We start from the raw sequence: 5,244 nt of genomic DNA, 5'->3' as shown, positions 1-5,244 counted from the left end.
CAAGCAGACCGGCTTCGCCGTGCTGCTGTACTTGCTGCTGTTCTCGGGCCTGCTGTACGCCAGCTACCGCAAGGTCTGGAAGAACGAGTCGCACTGACCCGTTCCAAAGCCTGAAAAGATCAGGGCTCGGCGGTGACGCCGGGCCCTTTTTCTTTGCGCGTTTCTTCCTGGGGTGCTGGGACCGGAGTCAGCCACAGGCGCTGGGCCTTGGGGTCCAGCCGCAGGCGGTAGGCGGCCAGCACCTGGACGCCGATCGCGCCCACCACGCCGTCGGGCAGGTCGCCCGCCACCACGGCCGGCACGCCCTGGCGCAGGGTTCCGTTCAGCGACAGCCCGCGCAGGATCCCGGCCGGCTTCTGGCGCGGCCCGTCGGCGGCCCCTCGGGCCCGCACGCCGCCCGCCGAGGCCGTGTCCAGGGCGAAGGGGCCGGAGACGCCTCTGAGGCCGTCCGAGGCCGCCGCGACGATCGTGGGCGTCCCGCCGACCATCGTCACCGGCAAGCCGCCGTCCTGGTCGCCCTGGAACGCTCCAGGACGCTCCAGCCTCAAGCGGCAGGGCGAGAAGTCCAGGGTCACCGTATAGCGATCCAGGATGTCGGCCCCGATCACCCCGACGATGGGCGTCGAGAAGCCGACGGCGCGATAGTCCAGGCTCTGGACGACGATCGGCGCGGTCTCGATCTTCTGGCCGGCCAGGCGCACCGGCAGGCCGGCGCCGTCGGCATAGCCCTGACCCTGGGCGACATCGATGTGCAGCAGGGTGCGCGGCGCCGACAGGTCGATCACATAGTCCCCGGCGATGCCGCCGATCGCCGCCGGGGCGACGACCGCGCCGTTCTCGAACCAGCAGGCGGTCTCGCCCGCCACGGCGGGTCCGCCGCGCGCCGCCAGCAGGCTCAGGAACAGCAGGGGGGCGACGCGACGCATGATCCGATCCTAGCCAAGGTTTGCGCGGCGGGCGACCGTCCAGCGCGATCGGCGTTCGCTGAAGGTTGACTCAGGGAACTCTGAAATGCAGAGTAATCTGCGTGATATACTCCAACCACGAGGCCTCTCCCATGCGAGCCCTGTCCGCCACCCTCGTCCTCGCCGCGACCCTGGCCGCCACGGCCGCGCCCGCCCTGGCTCAGAGCCCGCCCGACCCGGCGGCGCGGATCGCCAGGCAGCAGGCGGCCATGAAGGCCCTGTCCTGGATGGACGGCGTCTGGCGCGGTCCGGCGGTGACCACGCGTCCGGGTGGTCAGAAGATCACCATCACCCAGACCGAGCGCAGCGGGCCATTGCTGGGCGGGGCGGTGCACGTGGTCGAGGGGCGCGGCTACAATGCCGACGGCTCGACGGGTTTCAATGCCCTGGGGATCATCTCCTACGACCCCGACAAGGACGCCTACAGCATGCGCTCCTACGCCATGGGCCAGGCCGGCGACTTCCCGCTGACCGTGAGCCCGAACGGGGCGATCTGGACCATTCCGGCGGGCCCGGCGACGATCCGCTACACGATCACCGCCAAGGACGGCGTCTGGCATGAAGTCGGCGAACGGGTGGTCGAGGGCCAGCCGCCGATGGCGTTCTTCGAGATGACCCTCCAGCGGATCGGCGACAGCAGCTGGCCGGCGGCGGGCTCGATTTCGCCCAACTAGGCTTCGCCCCGGCTTCCGCCCGCCCGCTGGAACAGCTGCAGGGTGCGCAGCATGGCCAGGCTGGCGCTATCGGCGTGGTGGCCGTTCGGCGCGACGAAGGCGTGGCCGGCGTCGTAGAGCCAGACGGGCAGGTCCGGGTGGGCGGCGGTGATCGCCTCGACATCGGCCAGCGGGATCATCGGATCGGTCCGGCCGAAGTGCAGGATGGTCGGAACCTTGGGCTGCTCGGCGACGTAAGCGGCGATGTCGCCGCCGTAGAAGCACGAGACCGCCGTCAGGCCGGTGCAGCGGGCCGAGGCCAGCCAGGCCGTGGTGCCGCCGAAACAGAAGCCCATGGCGAAGACCTTGCCGCCGCCCGACAGCGCCTCGATGGCCGCCTGCACCCGCGGCAGGGCCGCCGCGCCCCAGCCGCCGGCCAGGCCCATGGCCATGCGGGCGTCCAGGTTCGGCGGGTCGAGGTCGGCGGTCGGGAAGGGGGCGTCGGCGTCGTCCAGCAGGCTGGGGGCGATCACCTCGTAGCCCTGTTCGGCCAGGGTGTCGGACAGGGCGCGGATGTGCGGCGTCACCCCCCAGATGGCGTGCAGGATCACCAGCCCGCCGCGCCGCGCCTCACCGGGCGGGGCGTGGTAGGCGGCGACGGGCGAGCCGTCGGCCGCCGTCAGGGTGATGCGGCCCGCTTCAGCCACGCTTCTTGTCGGCCAGGGTGCAGGCCACGCCGGCAGCCTTGGCCTCGTCGCAGGTCAGCGAGGACTGGGCCGCGGTCGAGCCCGGCGCCGGGGCGTCGACGATGTAGCCCTTGCCGTCCTTGCAGGCGATCTCGTAGCGCAGGATCGGCGGATCGCCGCCGCCGCCCAGGAAGGTCCCGTCGGCCACGGTGCAGGCGGGCGACACCTTGGCGGCCAGCGGCTTGAGCCCTGCGACCGGCGCGGCGTTGCCCGGCAGCGAGCAGACCATGCCCTTGGGCCAGGCCTTGCCGGCGGCCAGGGCCCCGGTGTCCAGCGCCAGGCAGTCGTTCAGCACCGGCTTGCCGTCCGGACCCAGGCTGATGATCCAGCCCAGGGCCTCCTTGCAGACGATCTCGTACTCCGGCTTGCTGCTGGGGCGGGCCGAGAGCGACGCGGCGTCGGTCACCTCGCACGGCGCGTGCAGGTCGGCGGCGACCTTGGCGGCCGCCTTGACCAACATCGGGTTGCCGGACTCGCGCGGCACCAGCCGGGCGTTCGGGCGATTGACCGAGTTGTATTCCATCGGCGTGTAGCCCCGCGTTCCCGTCCAGACAGGCGGCGGCGGCGGTGGCACCTGAGCGAAGGCTGGAGCACAGAGCGCCGCCAGGGCGGTGACGAGAACGAACAGCCGACCGATCTTCAACATGCGAACCCCCAAGGTTTCCGACTACGCCGCAGGTTGTATGGCCCGGAACGTCTTCGCAAGCCCAACCTTCGCCTTAGCCCGCGCCGTGCGCCTGGAACAGCGCCAGCGACCGTTCGCGGGCCAGCTTGGCGTCGTCGAGGTCGGAGTCCGGACGGCCGTCGTTGTTGAAGCCGTGGCCGCTGTTTTCGTAGATGTGGACGGGAACCTCGGGATGGGCGTCGGCCAGCTTGGCCTTCACCGCATCGGCCGCGATGTGGCCGTCCTTGCGGCCCAGATGGACGATCACCGGCGCGTTCAGCGGCTGCTCGGCGTTGGCGGCGATCATGCTCCCGTAATAGGCCGAGCCCGCCGCCAGGCCCTTCAGCTTGCCGGCCGCCAGCCAGACCAGCGAGCCGCCCAGGCAGTAGCCGACCGCGAACACGGGACCGCGCGGGGCCAGCTCGTCGATGCAGGCCTGAATGTCCGCCAGCATCTTCTCCAGCCCGATCGACTGGACGTAGCCGATGCCGATCGGGAAGGCCGCCGGCTCGTGCTCGGCCACGTAGCCGGGCGCGGCGCGGTCGAAGATCGACGGGGCCAGCACCTCGAAACCCAGGGCCGACCAGCGCGTCACGTCGGCATGGACGTACTGGTCGAGACCGAAGATCTCCTGCACCACCACGATCCCGCCCTTGCGCTCGCCTTGGGGCTGGGCGTGAGCGGCGGTGAACTCGAAGCCGTCGACGGCGGAGGTCAGTCTAAGAGTGTCGGCCATGGGAACGCTCCTACGGGAGGTCGATACGAAAACGGCCGGGGGTGAGCCCGGCCGCCTGTGGTTCTAGACGTTGAACCGGAAGTGCATCACGTCGCCGTCCTTGACGACGTAATCCTTGCCTTCGGCCTTCATCTTGCCGGCCTCCTTGGCGCCGTTCTCGCCGCCCAGGGCGATGAAGTCGTCATAGGCGATGGTCTCGGCGCGGATGTAGCCCTTCTCGAAGTCGGTGTGGATCACGCCGGCCGCCTGCGGGCCGGTGTCGCCGACATGGATGGTCCAGGCGCGGGCTTCCTTGGGGCCGACCGTGAAATAGGTCTGCAGGTCCAGCAGGCTGTAGGCCTCGCGGATCAGGCGGTTCAGGCCCGGTTCTTCCAGGCCCAGGGTCTCGAGGAACTCGGCGCGTTCCTCGGCGTCGAGCAGGGCGATCTCGCTCTCGATCTGGGCCGAGATGACCACCGACTTGGCGTTGTCCTTGGCGGCGCGTTCGGCGACCAGGTCGCTGTAGCTGTTGCCCTTGTCCGCCGAGCCTTCGTCGACGTTGCACACATAGAGGGCCGGCAGCGCGGTCAGCAGCTGCAGCATGTGCCAGGCTTTTTCGTCATCGGCGTCGATCTTGGCGGCGCGGGCCGGACGGCCTTCGCGCAGCAGGTTCAGGGCGATCGTGGCCAGGCGCAGGGTGTTGGCGCTTTCCTTGTCGGCGCCGACCTTGGCGCGCTTCTCCAGGGCGGGGACGCGCTTTTCCAGGCTCTCCAGGTCGGCCAGCATCAGCTCCATCTCGATGATCTCGAGATCGCTGATCGGGTCGATGCGGCCTTCCACGTGGACGATGTCGCCGTCCTCGAAGCAGCGGGCCACGAAGGCCACGGCGTCGCAGTCGCGGATATTGGCCAGGAACTGGTTGCCCAGGCCTTCGCCCTTCGACGCGCCGCGCACCAGGCCGGCGATGTCGACGAAGGTGATCCGGGCCGGGATGATCTCCTTGGAGCCGGCGATCTTGGCCAGGGCGTCCAGGCGCGGCTCGGGCACGGCCACTTCGCCGGTGTTGGGCTCGATCGTGCAGAACGGATAATTGGCGGCCTGGGCCGACGCCGTCTGGGTCAGGGCGTTGAACAGGGTGGACTTGCCGACATTGGGCAGGCCGACGATGGCGACTTTAAGGGCCATGGAACTCTCATGAATTTCGTTGGCGCGCGATTAGCACGGATCGGCGGCGAAGTCCCGGTGGACGTCCTTGATGCCTCCCCCACAGGGGGAGGCTTTGAAACACACGGCTTCGCCGCTTCACGCGGATCACCGCTGAAGGTGTGGAAAGGGTCGCGGAGCGCCGGACGACGTCCGGAGTTTGAAAAGCAAATACCGTTTCGACGAAGCCTTGCGCTCCGCGCCATCGTTATCCGCCAGCCCTCAACGCTAGGCCCTGTTGGAGCCGCGCCTTGGAGCCCGCGACGGGCGGGTCAGGCCAACGCGCCTGATCCCGGAC

At 69.7% G+C, this 5,244-nt stretch carries 6 protein-coding genes and 1 pseudogene; 2 read left to right on the top strand and 5 right to left on the bottom strand.

Annotated elements, in window-relative coordinates; translation table 11 throughout:
* Positions 1–97, top strand: a pseudogene (locus tag AC1DZ6_RS18390) (cytochrome c1); the annotation flags it as partial.
* Positions 98–119: 22 nt separating this feature from the next.
* On the opposite strand, the gene AC1DZ6_RS18385 reads toward AC1DZ6_RS18390, so the two are convergent.
* On the bottom strand, positions 120–926 hold the full coding sequence (locus AC1DZ6_RS18385) for a hypothetical protein (RefSeq protein ID WP_477098585.1): 807 nt from the start codon (positions 924–926) through the stop codon (positions 120–122).
* 131 nt (positions 927–1,057) lie between these two features.
* On the opposite strand from AC1DZ6_RS18385, the gene AC1DZ6_RS18380 reads away from it, so the two are divergent.
* Positions 1,058–1,639, top strand: a complete 582-nt coding sequence (locus AC1DZ6_RS18380) for a DUF1579 domain-containing protein (protein WP_477098584.1) — start codon at positions 1,058–1,060, stop codon at positions 1,637–1,639.
* Here the strand turns inward: AC1DZ6_RS18380 and AC1DZ6_RS18375 are convergent.
* From AC1DZ6_RS18375 to ychF, 4 genes are all read right to left on the bottom strand, one after another.
* Complete coding sequence (locus AC1DZ6_RS18375; protein ID WP_477098583.1) at positions 1,636–2,325, bottom strand: dienelactone hydrolase family protein; 690 nt, start codon at positions 2,323–2,325, stop codon at positions 1,636–1,638. The two genes, AC1DZ6_RS18380 and AC1DZ6_RS18375, sit on opposite strands and share 4 nt — an antisense overlap.
* Entirely contained in the window at positions 2,318–3,010 is a 693-nt protein-coding gene (locus AC1DZ6_RS18370) for a hypothetical protein (protein ID WP_477098582.1), read from the bottom strand. Before AC1DZ6_RS18370 ends, AC1DZ6_RS18375 begins: the two co-directional genes overlap by 8 nt.
* A gap of 73 nt (positions 3,011–3,083) precedes the next feature.
* On the bottom strand, positions 3,084–3,764 hold the full coding sequence (locus AC1DZ6_RS18365) for a dienelactone hydrolase family protein (RefSeq protein ID WP_477098581.1): 681 nt from the start codon (positions 3,762–3,764) through the stop codon (positions 3,084–3,086).
* A 63-nt stretch (positions 3,765–3,827) separates the two neighbouring features.
* Positions 3,828–4,928, bottom strand: coding sequence for a redox-regulated ATPase YchF (ychF, locus tag AC1DZ6_RS18360; protein ID WP_477098580.1), 1,101 nt, complete (start codon positions 4,926–4,928; stop codon positions 3,828–3,830).
* Between the last annotated feature and the right edge of the window lie 316 nt (positions 4,929–5,244).

Source organism: Caulobacter sp. P1_B12_2, assembly GCF_056406675.1.
The sequence above is the reverse complement of the archived record's forward strand: the minus strand, read 5'-3'. Positions and strand labels throughout refer to the sequence as shown.

Excerpts from the sequence above, each read along its gene's own strand:
- ychF (WP_477098580.1), bottom strand. The coding sequence starts at position 4,928 with ATGGCCCTTAAAGTCGCCATCGTCGGCCTGCCCAATGTCGGCAAGTCC.
- AC1DZ6_RS18365 (WP_477098581.1), bottom strand. The coding sequence starts at position 3,764 with ATGGCCGACACTCTTAGACTGACCTCCGCCGTCGACGGCTTCGAGTTC.
- AC1DZ6_RS18380 (WP_477098584.1), top strand. The coding sequence starts at position 1,058 with ATGCGAGCCCTGTCCGCCACCCTCGTCCTCGCCGCGACCCTGGCCGCC.
- AC1DZ6_RS18385 (WP_477098585.1), bottom strand. The coding sequence starts at position 926 with ATGCGTCGCGTCGCCCCCCTGCTGTTCCTGAGCCTGCTGGCGGCGCGC.
- AC1DZ6_RS18370 (WP_477098582.1), bottom strand. The coding sequence starts at position 3,010 with ATGTTGAAGATCGGTCGGCTGTTCGTTCTCGTCACCGCCCTGGCGGCG.